At 67.8% G+C, this 15,894-nt stretch carries 12 protein-coding genes and 1 tRNA gene; 11 read left to right on the forward strand and 2 right to left on the reverse strand.

Translation table 11 applies throughout. From position 1 onward, the window contains the following. Window positions 1-55 precede the first annotated feature (55 nt). Window positions 56-1,318, reverse strand: coding sequence for a hypothetical protein (locus tag VD997_05945; GenBank protein HYE61517.1), 1,263 nt, complete (start codon window positions 1,316-1,318; stop codon window positions 56-58). A 646-nt stretch (window positions 1,319-1,964) separates the two neighbouring features. Between VD997_05945 and VD997_05950 the strand changes: the two genes are divergently transcribed. From VD997_05950 to VD997_06000, 11 genes are all read left to right on the forward strand, one after another. After that, window positions 1,965-2,147, forward strand: coding sequence for a hypothetical protein (locus VD997_05950; GenBank protein ID HYE61518.1), 183 nt, complete (start codon window positions 1,965-1,967; stop codon window positions 2,145-2,147). Window positions 2,148-2,344: 197 nt separating this feature from the next. Continuing rightward, on the forward strand, window positions 2,345-3,013 hold the full coding sequence (gene rpe / locus VD997_05955) for a ribulose-phosphate 3-epimerase (GenBank protein ID HYE61519.1): 669 nt from the start codon (window positions 2,345-2,347) through the stop codon (window positions 3,011-3,013). 89 nt (window positions 3,014-3,102) lie between these two features. Further along, the gene (locus VD997_05960; GenBank protein HYE61520.1) at window positions 3,103-4,530 is read left to right on the forward strand and encodes a hypothetical protein; all 1,428 of its coding nucleotides are present in this window, start codon (window positions 3,103-3,105) and stop codon (window positions 4,528-4,530) included. 191 nt (window positions 4,531-4,721) lie between these two features. Next, complete coding sequence (accD, locus tag VD997_05965; protein ID HYE61521.1) at window positions 4,722-5,573, forward strand: acetyl-CoA carboxylase, carboxyltransferase subunit beta; 852 nt, start codon at window positions 4,722-4,724, stop codon at window positions 5,571-5,573. Between the two features lie 159 nt (window positions 5,574-5,732). After that, window positions 5,733-6,146, forward strand: coding sequence for a metalloregulator ArsR/SmtB family transcription factor (locus VD997_05970; GenBank protein HYE61522.1), 414 nt, complete (start codon window positions 5,733-5,735; stop codon window positions 6,144-6,146). A 259-nt stretch (window positions 6,147-6,405) separates the two neighbouring features. Beyond that, window positions 6,406-8,130 (forward strand): apolipoprotein N-acyltransferase, encoded by a 1,725-nt coding sequence (gene lnt, locus VD997_05975; protein ID HYE61523.1) that lies wholly within the window; start codon window positions 6,406-6,408, stop codon window positions 8,128-8,130. Beyond that, entirely contained in the window at window positions 8,127-9,242 is a 1,116-nt protein-coding gene (locus tag VD997_05980; GenBank protein HYE61524.1) for a HEAT repeat domain-containing protein, read from the forward strand. The genes lnt and VD997_05980 overlap by 4 nt, the downstream gene beginning before the upstream one ends. Before the next feature lie 266 nt (window positions 9,243-9,508). Beyond that, window positions 9,509-10,402 carry a hypothetical protein gene (locus VD997_05985; protein HYE61525.1) on the forward strand — a complete coding sequence of 298 codons (894 nt, stop codon included), beginning with the start codon at window positions 9,509-9,511 and terminating at the stop codon, window positions 10,400-10,402. A 24-nt stretch (window positions 10,403-10,426) separates the two neighbouring features. Further along, window positions 10,427-10,633, forward strand: coding sequence for a hypothetical protein (locus VD997_05990; protein ID HYE61526.1), 207 nt, complete (start codon window positions 10,427-10,429; stop codon window positions 10,631-10,633). A gap of 126 nt (window positions 10,634-10,759) precedes the next feature. Further along, window positions 10,760-10,833 (forward strand) — tRNA-Asp (locus VD997_05995). Window positions 10,834-11,102: 269 nt separating this feature from the next. Next, entirely contained in the window at window positions 11,103-12,473 is a 1,371-nt protein-coding gene (locus tag VD997_06000) for a DUF2254 domain-containing protein (GenBank protein HYE61527.1), read from the forward strand. Here the strand turns inward: VD997_06000 and VD997_06005 are convergent. Further along, window positions 12,470-15,886, reverse strand: coding sequence for a family 16 glycoside hydrolase (locus VD997_06005; GenBank protein ID HYE61528.1), 3,417 nt, complete (start codon window positions 15,884-15,886; stop codon window positions 12,470-12,472). The two genes, VD997_06000 and VD997_06005, sit on opposite strands and share 4 nt — an antisense overlap. Between the last annotated feature and the right edge of the window lie 8 nt (window positions 15,887-15,894).

Here is a 15,894-nt window from a genome sequence, read left to right on the forward strand (position 1 = left end):
GAGGCTCCACACGGAGCCTCCACTCTCATTCACTTCACTTCTGCAGGTCGCTCGCTCACCAGCTCACATCGGCCTCGTCGAGCACGAGCAGCCCGCCCGCGTTCTCCGGGTCGTTCACGGAGAGCTCAACGAGCCGCCCGGTGATCGACAGCCGCTGCCCGGGCTCGAGGCCCGACTCGACGCGCTGCAGGTTGACCAGGATCGTGGGCCGCACGCCCGTGCCCGCGTCCATCGTGCCGCGGGTCGTGAGCTCCATGCCGTCAGCCGTGCGGCGGGCGCTCTCGAACGTCACCTCCCAAGCGCCCGCAACCGTGCGGCCCAGGAATCGCTGCGCCTCACGCCCGCGATCTCCGCTGTTGAGCAGCGAGTTCACGATGGTGGTGGGGGTGTCCGACCACACCATCTCGCCCGCGTCACGCGTCGCCTGGTACACGATCACCGGCTCCTGATCCGCGGGCGCGGAGTAGGTCGGCTCCGTATAGGTCCCGGCGTACGCGCGGTAGTCCGCCGGCAGCTTGGCCGAGTAGTCCAGCAGCGTGCTGCTCGAGTAGCTCGGGATCGTGCTGCCGTAGTAGTACGTTGTCTCGGTGTACGCAGGCGTGTCGTAGTAGATGCTGGTCGTCTCATACGCCGGGTAAATGAGCGAGTACGTCAGCGGACGCTGGTAGTACCAGCTGTACGTGTACGACGATGACAGGCACAGCGGATCGCTGTAGGTGTAGTACGTCGGCCCGCACCACCTGCGGTGCCAGGGCGAGTACGAGCTTGAGTAGTACAGCGGCGTGCCCCAGCCGTAGTAGGGGGTCCAGCTGCTGTACGAGTAGCTCGGCCCGAACGAGAACCCGATCCACCAATCATTGTGGCGGTGACGCCACGTGTTGTAGTGGTGGTGATGATGGCCCCAGTGGTGATCGTGGTGGCGCCAGTGGTGCCGATCCCGGCCGCCCCAGCGGTGATTATGGTCGCGGTCGCGCCAGTGGCGGTCGCGCCAGTGGCGGTCGCGATCGCCGTGGTCGCGGTCGTGCCAGTCACGCCCGCCGCGCCCGCCGCGCCCGTCGCGCCCATTGTGGTCATGGTCACGGTCGCGTCCGGAGTTGGTATCGCCACCGCCACGCGGCTCGGCGGGGGGCAGGTGCCGCTGCGTCAGCGGCATGCCGCCGCGCGTGACGCGTTCGCCACGCGTGCTGCCGGTGCCCAGTCGGGGTTGCTCGGTGCGCGGCGTGGGTGCTGAGGTGGTCGGACTACCCGAACGCGGCGAATCCACCCGCGGCTGCTCGTCGCCGTTGCGGTCCGGCGTCACGCTGCGCGTGATCGGCATCCCGCCCCGCGAATCGCGCGTATTCCGCTCCGGAGGACGCGAGGTATTCAGGCGCGGCTGGCTCGGCACGGGCGTGGATCGCTGCGTCGTTGGCTGGGACGGCGTCACCACCCGCGGCGCCGGGGCAGGCTGTTCGTCGCGCCCGCTCGGCTGCGGAGCAGGGCGACCCCCTGGCATGCCGCCACGAGAGGTCCGCTGTGGGGCCGGCTGAGGACGCGAAAACGAAGGCTGAGGCGCGACGCGCGGCGCGGCCTGACGCGGCTCGCTGGGCCGCACCGCCGGCGCGGGCGTGCGGTCACGCTCCACACTGGGCTGACGCTGAATCGTGGGCGTGGGCGTTAAGCGTGCGCCGGGCATCCCGCCGCGCGAGCTCGGCCGCTCAAGCCGTGGCTGAGGAGCCATGCGCGGCTGTGGCTGCACGCTCGGCATGCTCCGCGGTTCCGACCGCTGAATCGAGGGCGGCGGCGCCGACATCCGCGGCGAAGGCGACGACATCCGAGGAGCCGAAGGGGGCGACATTGACGGCCGCGATTGCGAGGGCCTCTGCAGCGACGGACCCGCCGGTGCACTCGGGCGCGGCGCGGGACGCGCCTGCGCCGGCGCCGCACGCCGGTTGTCCTCATTCCCGCGGTTCGCCCCCGACTGCATGCGCGAGAGCCCGCTGCCCGCGTCGCGCCGCCGCTCGCCCTGCGCGAACGCCGGCACGGCCGTGCTGCCGACCACCGCGAGCAGCATGCCCGCGATCAGTGCGTGCGATCTCTTCATCCCGCTGGGAAGGCCCGACGTCTTCTTCTGGCACATGGCTCTTGCTCGCTTCCGGGGCACCTGAGGGCGAGCTTCCTGGGCTCAACCCCTCGCGGCACACACCCCGAACAGAGTTCGGTTAATCCTACCTGGTGGACGCCCTCGGTCGAGGGTAGTGCGCACTAGGTTCACGCAGCACAACGCGGGCAAGCACCGCGTATTTCCACCCGGTACAGTGCTTTCATGCCCCCCAACCTTCTTGCGAACCCTCCAAGGCTTCCCATGGTGGCCCCGTCCGTGCTTTCCGCAGACTTCGCCAACATGGAAACGGACTGCCGGGCAGCAATGGCCGCCGGGGCCGACCTGCTCCACCTGGACGTCATGGACGGCCATTTCGTGCCCAACCTGACCATGGGCCCGGACCTGTGCCGGTGCCTGCGCAAGGCCCTGCCGCAGGCCTACCTCGACGTCCATCTGATGGTGACCAACCCGGGCATGTTCATTGAGCCCTTCGCCAAGGCCGGCGCTAACCACTTCGCCTTCCACGTGGAGGTCACGCCGCCCGACCAGGTCGAGCCGATGATCGCCCGCATCCGCTCGCTCGGAATGCAGGCCGGCCTGGTCATCAACCCGCCCACACCGGTCGAGAAGATCCTGCCCTTCGTCCACCTGCCCGACCTGGTACTGGTGATGAGCGTCAACCCCGGTTTCTCCGGCCAGTCGTTTATCGCCTCTGCTCTCGACAAGACCCGCGCGATTGCCGCCAAGCTGCGCAAGGACCAGCGCTTGCAGATGGACGGCGGCGTCACCCCCGCCAACGCCCACATCGTCCGCGAGGCCGGGTGCGACGTGATGGTGACTGGCTCGGCGCTGTTCTCTTCGCCGCGGGAGAAGTGGGGCGAGGTGATCGGCGCGATGAAGGGGCAATCACCACGCCAAGCAGGCCGATAAACCGGACGCTTATTTCTGTTGCGAGCGCCGGGTGCGGGTGGTCACAATGGCTGCACGCGCCAGCCCGTGAGCGCACTCGGAGCAGCAACATGCCCCCTCACACCGTCCGGGCCATGCTCGTCACCGCCCTCTTGGCTTGCCCAGGCGCTCTCGCTCAGGACGTGCACTGGAGCAACCCCGTAGGCGGTGATTACTGGGTCGGGAGCAACTGGCAGGGCGGCGCTCCGCCCACGACCACCCAGCAGGCGGTCTTCGCGGTAGGTGGAACGTACACAGTCACGGCCGCGGCCCCGGTGAAGCTGTACCAGATGAAGTTCATCGGCGGCGATATCACCTTCGCGCCGCAAAGCGGTGCGCGAATGTACGCGCTCGTTGTCGGCAGCGCCTCGAGCGACTGGACGAGGCTGCGCGGCGCCGCTCCGGGGCCATACGAAGACAGCGGCCCGTCCCCAAACGTGTCGATCACGAACGGAACCATCGACGGCGTTCTCTCCGGACTGAGCGGAATCGGCCTTTCGTCGGGCGCAATCGCGACGGTCTCCTCGATCTTCTCCTTCATCTCGTCCGTCAGCGTGGATGCCACTTCGAGGCTCACTGCGTACGGGAGCATCACCGTCAACCAGTTCCTGAGCCAAGGCACGATCGAGCTGCGCGGTGCAGTCGTCTCCGCGTGGACAGTGAACCAGAGCGGTGGTCAGCTCACCGCGATCAACAGCCGGATCGGAGGCGATTCCGTTTCGATCAGCGGCGGCCCGCACACGTTCATCAACAGCTCGGTGGGCCCTGATCTCAATGGCATCAGCGCATCGATCGGCGGAGATGCAACATTCACTGGTCCTTACGGCGGCCTCCCCAACATCCGAGATAACACCCTTATCGCAGGCGTAGTCCGGCTCCGGGAGGGTGCGACCGCGGGGAGCTCGATCCCGGTCTATGGAATGCTCGACCTCGGCCCGGGGTGCGCTGCCGGTTGGCTCCGCCTCTATGACGGCGCGGTGGTCCGGGTCTCCCCGCAGGCAACGGTGAGCGCGCTCATGTACCTGACGGGCGGGCGTCTCGAGGTCGAGGTTGACGCACTGCAGCTTCCAACGGTCGCGCCGGTGACCTTCTATGGCGGCGATGGCGCTGGCGAACTCGCGCTCCAGGTGGCCAATCCGAACGTACTCCGCGTCGGGCATGCGGTCCCGATTTTCGCGGATTCCGCCAGTGACCAACGCGTTCAGTTCTCGTCGGTCCAACTGCCTGAACTCCCCGGCGGTCGCGCCCTTCAACTCGCCGAAGCAGCGACTGGCTACGAGCTCCGCGTTGTCGCCGGCGGTTCCAACCCCTGCTGGACTGCCGACTTCAACGGCGATGGCGACACCGGTACCGATCAGGACATCGAGGCGTTCTTCGCGTGCCTTGGCGGGAACTGCTGCTCAACATGCGGCTCTGCCGACTTCAACAGCGACGGCGACACGGCCACCGATCAGGACATCGAGGCCTTTTTCCACGTGCTCGGCGGCGGCTCCTGCTGACCCGCACATCCACGGGGTGAAATGCCGCGTGACCTCAGGCGTTATAGGCCTTTGTGCGGGCTGCCGAAGCCCGTCCCCGGCTCTGGTCATTTGATACACTTGATACTGGCGCGGAGGGCGTGGGGCTTACCCCAGGCTGATCGAACGCCTGGGCTGGATGCCCGGGGCCGCGCCGCAGCGAGGATCGTGTGATGGCCCGAGCTTCCGCCGAGAGCACCAGAACGTGGAATGAGGTCCGCCCGGCCCGCCGCTCCTCGATCCCCGAGGGGCTGTGGCTGCGGTGCAACTCCTGCGGGAAGATGGTGTACCGGCGGCACCTTGAGGCCAACCTGCACGTCTGCCCCGAGTGTAACTTCCACAACCGCATCAGCGCGACCGAGCGCGTGAGCCAGCTCGCCGATCCGGGCTCCTTTGTCGAGATGTTCGCCGGCCTCCGCCCGACCGACCCGCTCAACTTCAAGGACCTCAAGGGCTACAAGGACCGCCTGCTCGCCGAGCAGATCAAGACCGGGCAGCAGGACGCCATCAAGGCAGGCCGCATGTTCATCAAGGGCCGCGAGGCGATGGTCGTGTGCCTGGACCTCACCTTCATGATGGGGTCGATGGGGAGCGTCGTGGGGGAGACGATCACCCGCGCGATCGAAGAAGCGACCAAGACCAGCCTGCCGCTGGTCATCGTGAGCTGCTCAGGCGGCGCCCGCATGCAGGAGTCGGGCCTCTCGCTCATGCAGATGGCCAAGACATCCGCGGCCCTCGCCCGCTACGACGAAAAGGGCGGCCTCTTCATCTCCGTTCTCACCGACCCGACCACCGGCGGCGTGACCGCCTCCTTCGCCATGCTGGGCGACATCATCCTCGCCGAGCCCAACGCCCTCATCGGCTTCGCGGGCCCGCGTGTGATCCAGCAGACCATCCGCCAGGAACTGCCCGACGGCTTTCAGCGCAGCGAGTTCCTGCTCAATAGCGGCCTGGTGGACCGCGTCGTCCACCGCAACCAGCTCCGCAGCGAGATCGCCCGCGTCATCGACTATTCGGGCAAGTAAACCAACAACAAAGCCAGGACTGAGCCTCGCTTTCAGCGACGCCGGGACTGAGCCGCTCTGGGCGAAGTCCCCGGGTTGGCGGCGACGCAGTCATCGCAGAGCCCCTCGATATTCCACCCCCATTTTTCTTGACCGCGACCCATACAACCGTATACTTGCATGGTGACGCAAATGAACAAGAAAACGCCAAGAGACCCCGCCACCGCCGTCCGCACCGAGCAGCCCATCGACGGCCTGCTCGACGCCTCCGTCTTCAAGGCCCTCTCCGACCCCACCCGCCTCAAGCTGCTCGCGGCCCTCGCCAAGTGCGCCCGCCCGTGCAGCGTCAGCGAGGTCGCCGAGTGCGCCAAGGTCGACCTGTCCGTCGTCTCCCGTCATCTCTCGGCCCTCGAGGACGCGGGCCTGCTCGCGTCAGAGAAGCAGGGGCGGGTCGTGAAGTACCACGTGCGGTACACCGAGGCCGCGGGGCTGTTCCGAGCCCTCTCCGACGCCCTGACCGACTGCTGCGCCGGCGGGTGCGGCTGCGGCCCCGACTGCAGCTGCGGGTGCGGCGGGTGCCAGCCCAAAAAGTGACCCAGAGAGTGAGCCCGGGCGTTCCGGGCTCGTCGAAGTGTTCGGTTTCGAAAGGAGTCTGCCATGTCCGACCAGATCAAGTGCGGCTGCCCCTGCGGCGAGAACTGCACCTGCGGCGACGAGTGCGCCTGCGAGGGTTGCACCTGCTGCGGCCAGGCCTGAACCGCGCCGGGCATAGCCCGGGTTCAACTGACGGAGGTCGGTCCGAGAGGGCCGGCCTCTGTTGTTCGCGCCCACGCCGCACCTACGCTCTCTGCTCGTGAGTGAGCCGCAGAAAACCAGTCGTTCCCCATGGTGGCCGCCCCTCGCGGCCGCGCTCGCGCACGCCGCGCTCATGCTCGTGGCCGGGCCGCCTCTGAACCTCTGGCCCCTCGCCCTTATCGCCCCCACGCCGCTGTTCTGGTACCTGCGCCGCGGGACCGACCGCCCAAAGCGCGACGCGCTCCTCCTCATGCTCGGCGTTAGCCCCATGTGGCTGGTGTGGGAGTGGTGGATGATCGACGTCACCGCCCCGGGGTTCCCGTTCTTCATCCTCCTCCAGTGCTCGTGGACGGCGCTGTTCTTCCTTGTGGTAAGACGCCTGCACGCCCACATCCCGCGCGTGCCCTGGCTTCTCCTCGCGCCGCTGGTGTGGGTCGCGGTGGAGTTCTTCCGCGGGGAGATCTTCCTGAGCGGCTACGCGGCCGCGCTGATGCCCTACCCCCTGATCCACAGCACGACGCTTGCCACACCGGCATCGTGGCTGGGGGTCTACTTCGTCTCATTCCTGACGCTGCTCTTCGCCAGCGCCATCTTCGACGTCATCCTTGGTCGCGGGCGAGAGCGGGTGCGGGCCGCGGTGGCGCTGGCCCTGCTCATAGTGACCTGGGCCGCGGCCGGCGTGCAGGTCCATCGCACGCCCTTGAGTGACCAGGCGGTTACGCCCGGCATCGTGCAGACCAACCTTCCGCAGAGCAACAAGCTCGCCTGGACCGAAGAGGCAGAGATCCGCGACTGGGAGCGATTCAGCAACCTCACGGTCTCGATGGCCACCAGCGAGCCGCGCCCGGACTTCATCCTCTGGCCCGAGACCATGATGCCCGGCTGGACGCTCGAGATGGTCACGCTGCCCAACGGCGAGAAGCGTCCGATGGACGCGTTCTACGACGCCCTGATGGACATCCAGCACCACATGGGCATTCCGATGATCGTTGGTGAGGACGCCCTGGTGAACCTCACCATCGACCGCACCGACCCCGAGAAGCCGCGCCTCAAGCGCGACGCCCGCCACAACAGCGCCTACCTCGTCGTAAACGGGCAGGTCCAGCCCGAGCGCTACGACAAGGTTCGGCTCACCCCCTTCGGCGAGACCATGCCGTTCATCTCCCGCTGGCCGTGGCTGGAGAAGCAGATGCTGTCCTTCGGCGTCGGCGCCCAGGGCATGAAGTTCGACCTCGCCCCGGGGACCAGCCACACCGTCATCCCCGTCCCGCTGGCCAGCGGGTCCACTGTCCGAGTGGTCGCCCCCATCTGCTTCGAGTCCACCGTCAACGGCTTTTGCCGCGAACTCGTCTTCGAGAACGGCCAGCGCCGCGCCGACCTGATCGCCAACCTCACCAACGACGGCTGGTTCGGCAACTCCGACATCGCCCGCGCCCAGCACCTCGACATCTCCCGCTGGCGCTGCGTTGAACTCGCCACCCCGATGGCCCGCGCCGCAAACACCGGAATCTCCGCCCTGATCGACGCCCAAGGCCGCATTCTCTCCCGCGGCGTCGAAGGCTCCCAGCAGGAGAGCCGGATTGATGGCATTCTGAGAGGATCAGTGCCCCTCGGCACCGGGACCACGCTTTTCGCGCGCCTGGGGAACGTGTTCCCCTGGTCGGTTCTGGGGCTCACTACCGCCGCACTGCTCGTGACGTTCGTGCGTAAGTGGGGGCGTCAGGCAACGCCGGCCGATTCCAGGGCGAAGAGAGTCAGGCTGGGAGCAAGAGGTAGATCATGAAGAACGCGTACGCGGCGGTCGGGGTCACGGCGGTAATGGTCGCTCTCGCAGGCGGTTGCGCACAGCCCTCCCGCCCCGCGGGGGCCATGGGCGCCGCCGCGGCACCCTTCACCGTAACCGATCCGGTGGCTCTTTCGGCCATCCGCGAACGGGCGATCTCGACCGTGCAGGAGCTGATCGCGAGCGAGACGCCGCAGTTCCGGGCCAACGCAGTGGAAGCGGCCCTGCACTCGCCCGACCGGCTCAAGTCCATCATCGAAAAGGGCTTGCGCGATGAGAACGCCGGCGTGCGCGCCGTGGCCGCGATGTCCGTCGGCAAGGGCCGCCTGGCCAAGCTCGCGCCGCAGGCACGTTCCCTGCTGCACGACAGCAACGCGTATGTCAAGAGCGCCGCGATCTTTGCGCTCGCCCGCAACGGCCTTCAGGTCGACCGCACGCCCCTCTCCAACCTCCTCCTGAAGGACCCGTCGCCGCAGGTGAGGGCGCAGGTCGCCTACATCCTGGGCGAACTCGGCGACATCTCCGCGTTCCCGCTGCTCAAGCAGTCGCTGAAGTCCCCTATCCCCAACGTCTCGCCCCTCCAGGTCCGCCTTTTCGAGCTGCAGGTCGCGGAGGCCATGATCAAGCTGGGCGACCAGCGTCAGCGGCCCGTGGTCCGCGCCGCCCTCTACCCCTCCCGCCAGGACGAGCTCGAGGCCGTAGTCCTTGCCTGCCAGATACTTGGCGACGTCAACGACCGCGAGTCTATCCACCAGCTCGTCTCCCTCTCCGAGTACAAGGAGGAGGTTCTGGTCGAGAAGCCCTACGGGGAGGCCAAGGTCACCCGCCTGGAGAAGGGCAACGGCTACCCGCCCGAGGTGCAGCTCGCCATCGCCGGCGCCCTCGCCACCATGAAGCACGGCGACGGCACCTTCATCGCTGACCGCTACCTCACCCACAAGTCCGCCCTCGTCCGCTCCCAGGTCGCACTCGTCTACGGCCAGATCGGCAAGGTCGAGAACTGGGGCAAGCTCGACGCCATGATGAGCGACACCTACCCCGGGGTACGGGTCGCCGCCGCGGCCGCAGTGCTCAAGTCCGCCGGCCCAGGACGGGGCGCGGTCACCAGGTAGGGCGCGCGGGGGGGCCTCCTCCGTGGGCCGCTCCCCTAGGGATTGTGGACAGTCCAGGGGATGGGCACCTCCAGAGGCCTGTTGACAGGTGGGAGGTTCCTCGGGTATCAATGCCGCCTTGCGGGAAGTGGCGAACCGCCATGCCCTGCTGAACGAATGCTCGGAACGGACACCAAGCTCCGGCATGGAGCGGGTGCGTCGGGGGTTGGCTTGATGGCCGACTCCCTGGCCCGGGCTGGGTCCGTCAAACTGTCCAGGAGTTGCACGTGCACGTCTTGACTAAAACGCTCGTTGTCCTTGCCGCCGTGTTCAGCGTGGCGCTGTCCGCGCTGGTGATCGCCTACGCCGTGAACACCGACCGTATCGCCGCCGACTACGGCAACGCGCTGCGTCGAGTGACGGTGGTGGAGGCGACGGCCGCGCAGAACAACGCGAGCTACAACTCCGAGAAGACCCGCCTCGAGGCGGACCGCGCCCACCTCAACAACCAGATCCTCGGCCTCAAGAAGGAGATGGACACCCTCGCGACCGAGAACGCCTCGCTGCGGACCGCGGTTGTCAAGGCCGAGTCCGAGCGTCAGGCGATCGTGAACAAAATCGCGGAGCTGGGCGAGACCACCAAGACCCAGGCCGAGATCATCAAGAACTACCGCGACGAGAACTCGGCCCTGCGTCAGTCCGACCTCGACCACCGCACCCGCGCGGCCGAGCTCGATGACCGCATCGCCGACCTCGAGAGCCAGCGCGAAGTGCTTGAGCAGAACTACCGCGCCCTGCAGGAGCAGATCGCCGAGGCCAAGCGCAACCAGGAGCAGATGCTCAACGGCACCCGCAGCGGCTCGGCCGGCGCGGTTGGCGGCGCTTCCCAGCCCTCCGCCATCGGCGTCAACATGGCCGGCGTCGTGACCCCCGACATCAAGGCCCGGGTCGAGGCCGTCACCTACGACGACACCCTCAAGAAGACCATCGTCAAGATCAGCGCGGGCGCCAACGACCGTGTTGGCCGCAACATGGTGTTCCACATCGTCCGTGGTGATGAGTTCATCGGCCGCATCCAGATCAACCAGGACCCCGACCTCAAGCACGCCATCGGCGAGATGATCCTGACCAACCAGGGCAAGCAGGTCCAGGTTGGCGACACCGTCCAGACCAACCTCTGATCCGCCCTCTACAGGAGCAACGACATGAGCCAGTTCGGCATGCAACTCCCGGGTGGGCGCGTCAAGCGCGGAGCCTCCCCTGACGTTTACACGGCCCTCGCCGCCCTCGCTACCGCCTTCCTGATCGCCGCATGCGTGGTGATGTTCATGGCGGGCAAGAAGGTCGGCAAGGACGGGCAGCCCTGGTCTCTCCAGGACCCCACCAGCATCAAGCTGGCGGACGTCAAGTAAGCCCATACGGTCGCGAGTTCCGGCCCGCTTGAGGCCGGTTCCGGCTTGACACTTGGCCTGTGCTGACTACGTTTATTCCCCACCTCAACGTGCCCGGGCAACCGGTCATGAGGACGGTGGGCTGTCGGGGCGGTAGCTCAATTGGTTAGAGTACCGGACTGTCGATCCGGTGGTTGCGGGTTCGAGTCCCGTCCGCCTCGCTTCTGCAGGGCTCCGCGAATCGCGGGGCCTTGTTCGTTTTTGAACTGAAGCGCATCAGTCGGGGCGGGAGTGGTGCCCATCCAACACCGACTGGGCACTCTCACGTTTTCATTCGGTGCTTGTGGGCGTGTCACCGCACCCGACGAACAAACAGCATCAACACGGGTTGCGGACACGGGCCCCTCCTGATCTCCGGGGGCCCGTTTTTCTGCGCTTGCCGAGGATTCAGGCCGCGTCCGCGCGCCGGACGCATGCTGGTCGCGTGCCGATGCACGTGCTCCAGCTCCAGGAACGGCTGCGGACCGGTTACTGGTTCATCCCCGGGCTGATGTCCGTCGCCGGCGTGGTGCTGGCCGAGTGCATGCTCTCCCTGGACCGCGAGGGCGTGGGCGGGGGCTCGTGGCTCTCGCGGTGGCTCAACGCCGGCGGGGTCGAGGGCTCGCGTGCCGTTCTGTCGACGGTGGCGGGCTCGATGATCACCGTGGGCGCGACGGTGTTCTCGATCATGATGCTGACGCTGTCGATGGCGTCGCAGCAGTTCGGCCCGCGCATGCTGCGGAACTTCATGCGCGACCGCTGGAATCAGGCGGCGCTCGGCGCATTCATGGCGACGTTCCTTTACAGCCTGCTGGTGCTGCGTTCCATCGGCGGCGGCGGCGCGGCCACGGGCCAGAGCGTCGCCGCGCCGGCGCTTTCGGTCAGCGTGGGGCTCGCACTGGTGGTCGTCGCCGCGGGCGTGCTGATTGCGTTCATCCACCACGTGTCGGTGCAGATCCAAGCGCCGCAGGTGATCGCGATGGTCGCGCGCGAGCTCGATGCACAAATCGACGAGTTCTTCCCGGAGGAGGTCGGGCGCGAGGGGGGCCCGAGCTCCCCCATGCCGGAAATCTGCGGCCAACCCGGGCGCGAGGTGAACTTCATCGGCACTGGCTACATCGAGGTGCTCGACCTGCCCGAGGTGATGCGCGTCGCGGTCGAGCACGACCTGATCGTGCGGCTGGAGGTCCGCGTGGGACGGTACGTCATCAAGGGCCAGCCATGCGCGTCGGTGTGGCCGGCGGAGCGGGTGACGGAGAGCGTCGCCGCGCAGATTGCGCAGGCCTACGCCCTGTCCGTCCGCCGCACGCCCGCGCAGGACCCGGAGTTCGCCGTACGGCAGCTGGTGGAGATCGCCGCGCGGGCACTGTCACCCGCCCTCAACGACCCGTTCACTGCCGTGGCGTGCGTGGAGCACCTCACCGCGGCAGTCGTCAAGATGGCCCAGCGGAAAATCCCCTCGCCGTTCCGAGCGGATGAGAAGGGCGTCGTGCGGGTAATCGCTCCGCACCCGACGTTCGGGGAGCTTCTGCACCTCGGGTTCGAGCCCATCCGCCAATACGGCGCGGCACACCCGCTGGTGATCAACCGCGTGCTCGACGCCCTCGCGACCATCGCCGGCGCGCTCACGCGGCGCGAGGACCGGCCAGTGGTCCTCGAAGAGCTGGGCCGCGTGGACAGCAGCATCCAGCGTCACCTCGCGGAAGACCCACAGTTCGGCCACCTCCGCACCCGCGTCGCGAAGATCGCGCAGGCGCTCCGCACGGGCGACGAGTCGCCGGAAACCAGCAGCGGCGTTGGGCGCGACGCGGAGGTCGGCTAGCGGTCCGCCTTCTCCCCCAGCTCGCGGTACCGGATGTTCCGCCACCGCACCTCCATCGGTTCGGCTTTGGCGCCAACGTCGTGCACCTGGAGCGCGATGTGACCCGATGCGTCCACCGCATCGAACATCGTGGCGGCCGGGACGCCGTTGACCCACGTCTGGATCAGCGGACCGCGGGCGACGATGCGGACCCGGTTCCACTCGCCGGGCCTGTATGCCGTGCGGGCGTAGGGGGCGTGGGTCAGCGGGACCAGCCACCCGCGCCGCGACTCGTCGTAGATGCCGCCGGTGAACCCGCGATCGGAAGGATCGAGCTCGCACTGGTAGCCCACCAGGCGGCCCTCACGGTTGGCGGGGCCGCCCTCCACGTGCGAACGAAACTGGATGCCGGAGTTCAGCGCCGCGTGCTGCCTGACCTCCATGATCAGTTCAAAGTCACCGAGCGGGCGGTCGAAGACAAGGAACGTGTTGGGCGTGTTCGGGGCGGAGGTGCCCACGACCTCACCGTCTTCGACGCGGAAGATAGCGTTGCCGCCGTGGACCGACCAGCCGGTCAGGTCTGTGCCGTTGAACGGCTGCTGCCACTCGCCGGCTGAGGTGGACAGCGGCTCGAGCGGGGTGATCCAGCAGTTGCGGTAGCGCACCGGCCCCTCCGCGGCCGAGGCGTGCTCCTGCAGCCGCAGAGGCCCGACTTGCGGTCCCGTGCCGCCGGGCGGCGGGCGCTCGCCCTTAGCGGATGCCGATCCAGTTGGGCCGGGCACCTCGACATCGTCGTGGACGAGAACGCCATTCCACACCAGCATCACGCGCGCGCTCCGCACCTTTTTACCGCCTTCGAATCGCGGCGCGCGGAAGATGATGTCGTAGCTCTGCCATATGCCGGGGCCGGTCGAAGCATTGCGGTCCGCGGCCTTCACGTTGTAGATCGCCGCCGCTTCGTCCAGACCCGGCGGGTTCGGGCCCGCAAGGGTGCCAAGCACCTGGAGCTCGTACAGCCCCTGCAGGTAGACGCCGCTGTTGCCGGCCATCTGCCCGGTGCCGCCGGGTGGGCAGTACCACTCGATGTGCAGCCTGCAGTCGGCGTGCGAGGTGCGAGAGGTGTGGTCCCCATGCCCCGGGATCATCTCGATGAACTCGGGGGCGGCGAGGAGGTCGTCTTGCGTGAGGTTCGCTCCGGGCTCGAAGGTTCGCACGGTCGTCAGGTTCGCGGTGGGGCCGCGCCCGATGAGGGTGGCGGCGTCCGCGAGCGGGAGGGCGCCGACCCCGTACACCCCACCGAGCTGCGACAGCACCGTTGCCGGGATGCTGCTCTCCGCGGCGGGAATCTGGCTGAGCGTGTACCACGCCTCGGTGGACCAGATGGGCTCGCCGCCGGTCGAGACCGGGTCGGTGCGGAGGTAGACGCAGTAGCCCTGCTTGAGCCCGGGGATCGTGAGCGTGACGGCGGTGCCATCGGCGTTCGGCGTCGCGCTCGCCACGCGTAGCGCGTGGTCGTCAATCTTGGGACCGCCGTACTCGGCCGTCGGGGCATATGTCCACTGCCGCACCTCGAAGTTCCGCGGGTTTGAGAGCCACGCGCGGTCCACGGGAAGTGTGAAGCGGACCTCGAACCCGGCCGCGGTTGCGTGCATGCTCAGCATCTCGAAGGCGGTGCGCCCGCTCGACCGGAGACGCTGAAGGCCGAAGCGCTTGTCCTTCCAGTTCCAGTTGCCGCCCGCGCCGATGCCTCCGACGTACAGCGCGCCGTTGGGCCCCCACGCGACACGGTTGATGCCGCAGTTGAACCCTTGTGAGAACTGGAAGACCGCGCCCTGCCACTGCCCGCGCACTTTCTCGAGGCACGCACGCCGCAGACCGCCGGCGGTGAGCTCCCCGATCAGCATCTGGCCCTTGTAGGGCCCATGCTCGATGAGAGTGGGTTGCGTCGGCGAGTTGCTCACCTCGCTCTGCGGGAGCAGCAGCGTCGCTGGTGTCCGCGGCAGATCACCCAGCGAGCTCGCGTGCCCGCCCGCCGGGTAACGCGCAGCGAGTTGCGGCACCACCTTCGTGTTGTTGTAGTGACCGAAGAACCGCCCCGGCACGACGTGCGTGAGCTGGTTGCAGGGCATCCACGTGCCCTGGTTGTCGCAGTAGAAGAGCTCGCCCCCGGGCCCGAGGCCCAGCCCGTTCGGGGTGCGGCAGCCGCCGGCGATCACGTGCGAGAGGCCGCTGCTGAGGTCGGTCTCGATAATGCCGCCGCGCATCGGCCCGTTGGGCGCGGCGTTCGTCCCCATTCCCTCCCACTTGGGCGGCGCCATCGCGGTCGAGAGCGCGGAGTAGAGCTTGCCGTCCTTGTGCACCAGGCCGAAGTTGAACTGATGGTAGTTCCAGCCCTCCCAGCCGTCGCCCACGGTCTCGTGCGTTTCGAAGTAGCCGTCGCCGTCGGTGTCGGTCAGCTTCGTGATCGCCTTGCGGTGCGAGACGTACAGAGCATCTCCGACGCTCACCAGGCCGCAAGGCTCGTAGAGACCATCGGCGCACACGCTGAGTACAGGCCTCCCGCCCTCACGCGTAAGCCCCGCGATCGCGTAGAGCTTGTCGGGCTCCTTGGTGTCGATGTCCGGCAGCGCCTCGCCGGTGCGCTGCAACGGGTCGAACGTTCCGATGATGAGGCGGTCACCATGGAAGCACATCGCTCCCACGCGTGGCTCGAACCCCTCAATCTCGATCGTGTCGAGCTCGAACGAGGGATGCACGCCCGCGACGGGGCACTGATCGCCCGGGCGCTGCGGCACCGCGCTTCGGATGCGCTTGGGACCGGGGCTCGTCACTCGAGCGGCGTCCGCTTCGGCCCACAGGCGATCGTGCGGTATGGGCACGAAGCGGTTCGATCCGGGGGTCTGCCACTCGAGCGCGAGCAGCTTCTGACCGCCCGCGTCGAAGTGCTCGAGCTGGAGCGAGTGGCGGCCGGGAGAAAGCTCGATGGCGCCGCTCTCACTGGGGGTGGCCGCGTGCTTGCCGTCGTGGTCGATGATGACGCGCCCATCGAGCCGCAGGCGTGAGCCGTCGTCGGATGTCAGGCGGAAGCGGTAGGCCCAGCTGCTGTCGCCGGAGGTCGTGCGCTCGCCCGCGGGCGGCGGAGCAGGGATATCGAGCTCCGCGAGCACGATGGTCAGGAAGGGCGAGGGTACCGGAGCGAACCCCCCGTCTTGGAAGCTGATTGATGGGCGGAGCTCATCGATGTTGGGCGTTTGATTCTCCGCGAGCTGCGGGATGTGGTTGATTGTGGCCGCAGGGTCGAGCTGGTAGATGCGGAACGTGACGCCCTGCTCGCGCTCGGCGCGAGCCTGCTGCCCCAAGGTGGGCGATACGAAGGGGGCGAGAACAAGGATCGCGCCGGCGAACAGTCCGCGGCGTGTGGTCATCGTGTGCATGCGGGGAG

Source organism: Phycisphaerales bacterium (assembly GCA_035627955.1).
GTDB lineage: Bacteria > Planctomycetota > Phycisphaerae > Phycisphaerales > UBA1924 > JAEYTB01.

Bases quoted from the DNA above. Each gene is read 5' to 3' on its own strand.
- VD997_05945 (HYE61517.1), bottom strand. From the start codon at position 1,318: ATGCCGATCACGCGCAGCGTGACGCCGGACCGCAACGGCGACGAGCAG.
- VD997_05950 (HYE61518.1), top strand. From the start codon at position 1,965: ATGCGCGAGAGCCCGCTGCCCGCGTCGCGCCGCCGCTCGCCCTGCGCG.
- rpe (HYE61519.1), top strand. From the start codon at position 2,345: ATGGTGGCCCCGTCCGTGCTTTCCGCAGACTTCGCCAACATGGAAACG.
- VD997_05960 (HYE61520.1), top strand. From the start codon at position 3,103: ATGCCCCCTCACACCGTCCGGGCCATGCTCGTCACCGCCCTCTTGGCT.
- accD (HYE61521.1), top strand. From the start codon at position 4,722: ATGGCCCGAGCTTCCGCCGAGAGCACCAGAACGTGGAATGAGGTCCGC.
- VD997_05970 (HYE61522.1), top strand. From the start codon at position 5,733: ATGGTGACGCAAATGAACAAGAAAACGCCAAGAGACCCCGCCACCGCC.
- VD997_05980 (HYE61524.1), top strand. From the start codon at position 8,127: ATGAAGAACGCGTACGCGGCGGTCGGGGTCACGGCGGTAATGGTCGCT.
- VD997_05990 (HYE61526.1), top strand. From the start codon at position 10,427: ATGAGCCAGTTCGGCATGCAACTCCCGGGTGGGCGCGTCAAGCGCGGA.
- VD997_06000 (HYE61527.1), top strand. From the start codon at position 11,103: ATGCACGTGCTCCAGCTCCAGGAACGGCTGCGGACCGGTTACTGGTTC.
- VD997_06005 (HYE61528.1), bottom strand. From the start codon at position 15,886: ATGCACACGATGACCACACGCCGCGGACTGTTCGCCGGCGCGATCCTT.